This window comes from Burkholderia sp. GW821-FHT14F03 (genome assembly GCF_058803765.1).
This window is the reverse complement of the sequence record NZ_JBXAPG010000118.1, coordinates 1-1,823: the sequence shown is the minus strand read 5'-3', so window position 1 is coordinate 1,823 and position 1,823 is coordinate 1. Positions and strand designations below refer to the sequence as shown.

1 protein-coding gene is annotated in these 1,823 nt (G+C 63.2%); it reads left to right on the top strand.

Going from position 1 to position 1,823, the window contains the following annotated elements:
- On the top strand, positions 1-1,823 hold a 1,823-nt coding region (locus tag AC1RQF_RS33250; protein WP_492874375.1), incomplete at both ends, for a beta strand repeat-containing protein.

Below are 1,823 nucleotides of genomic sequence, written 5' to 3'. Positions count from 1 at the left end.
CTGTCCACCTCGACCTCGACCGGCATCGGTTCGCTCTCGACCGGTCTCAGCACCACCAACAGCACGGTCTCGTCGCTCTCGACCTCTACGTCGACCGGCCTCTCGACCGCCAACAGCAGCATCGCTTCGTTGTCCACCTCGACCTCCACCGGCATCGGCTCGCTCTCGACTGGCCTCAGCACCACCAACAGCAATGTTGCTTCACTCTCGACCTCCACGTCGACCGGTCTCTCGACGGCTAACAGCAGCATTGCTTCGCTGTCCACCTCGACTTCGACCGGCATCGGTTCGCTCTCGACCGGTCTCAGCACCACCAACAGCACCGTTACGTCGCTCTCGACTTCAACCTCGACTGGCCTGTCGTCGGCCAACAGCAGCATCACTTCGCTGTCCACGTCGACATCGACCGGCATCGTTTCGCTCTCGACTGGTCTGAGCACCACCAACAGCACCGTCTCGTCGCTCTCGACTTCCACGTCGACCGGTCTCTCGACCGCTAACAGCTCGATCGCTTCGCTGTCCACGTCGACTTCGACCGGCATCGGCTCGCTCTCGACTGGCCTCAGCACCACCAACAGCACCGTTACGTCGCTGTCGACCTCCACGTCGACCGGTCTCTCGACCGCTAACAGCAGCATCGCTTCGCTGTCCACCTCGACCTCGACCGGCCTCAGCACCACCGACAGCACTGTCGCGTCGCTGTCGACTTCCACGTCGACCGGTCTCTCGACCGCCAACAGCAACATCGCTTCGCTGTCCACGTCGACCTCGACCGGCATCGGCTCGCTCTCGACTGGCCTCAGCACCACCAACAGCACCGTTACGTCGCTCTCGACCTCCACGTCGACCGGCCTCTCGACCGCCAACAGCAACATCGCTTCGCTGTCCACCTCGACCTCGACCGGCATCGGCTCGCTCTCGACTGGCCTCAGCACCACCGACAGCACCGTCTCGTCACTCTCGACCTCCACCTCGACCGGCCTCTCGACCGCCAACAGCTCGATCGCTTCGCTGTCCACGTCGACCTCGACCGGCATCGGTTCGCTCTCGACCGGTCTCAGCACCACCAACAGCACCGTTACGTCGCTCTCGACTTCAACCTCGACTGGCCTGTCGTCGGCCAACAGCAGCATCGCTTCGCTGTCCACGTCGACCTCGACCGGCATCGGTTCGCTCTCGACCGGTCTCAGCACCACCAACAGCACCGTTACGTCGCTCTCGACTTCCACGTCGACCGGCCTCTCGACGGCTAACAGCAGCATCGCTTCGCTGTCTACCTCGACTTCGACCGGCATCGGCTCGCTTTCGACTGGTCTCAGTACCACCAACAGCACCGTTACGTCGCTCTCGACCTCCACCTCGACCGGCCTCTCGACGGCCAACAGCAGCATCGCCTCGCTGTCCACCTCGACTTCGACCGGCATCGGCTCGCTCTCGACCGGTCTCAGCACCACCAGCAGCAATGTCGCTTCGCTCTCGACCTCCACGTCGACCGGTCTCTCGACCGCTAACAGCAGCATCGCTTCGCTGTCCACCTCGACTTCGACCGGCATCGGTTCGCTCTCGACTGGTCTGAGCACCACCAACAGCACCGTCTCGTCGCTCTCGACTTCAACCTCGACCGGCCTCTCGACCGCTAACAGCAACATCGCTTCGCTGTCCACCTCGACTTCGACCGGCATCGGCTCGCTTTCGACTGGTCTCAGTACCACCAACAGCACCGTTACGTCGCTCTCGACTTCAACCTCGACCGGCCTCTCGACGGCCAACAGCAGCATCGCCTCGCTGTCCACCTCGACCTCGACCGGCATCGGTTCGCTCTC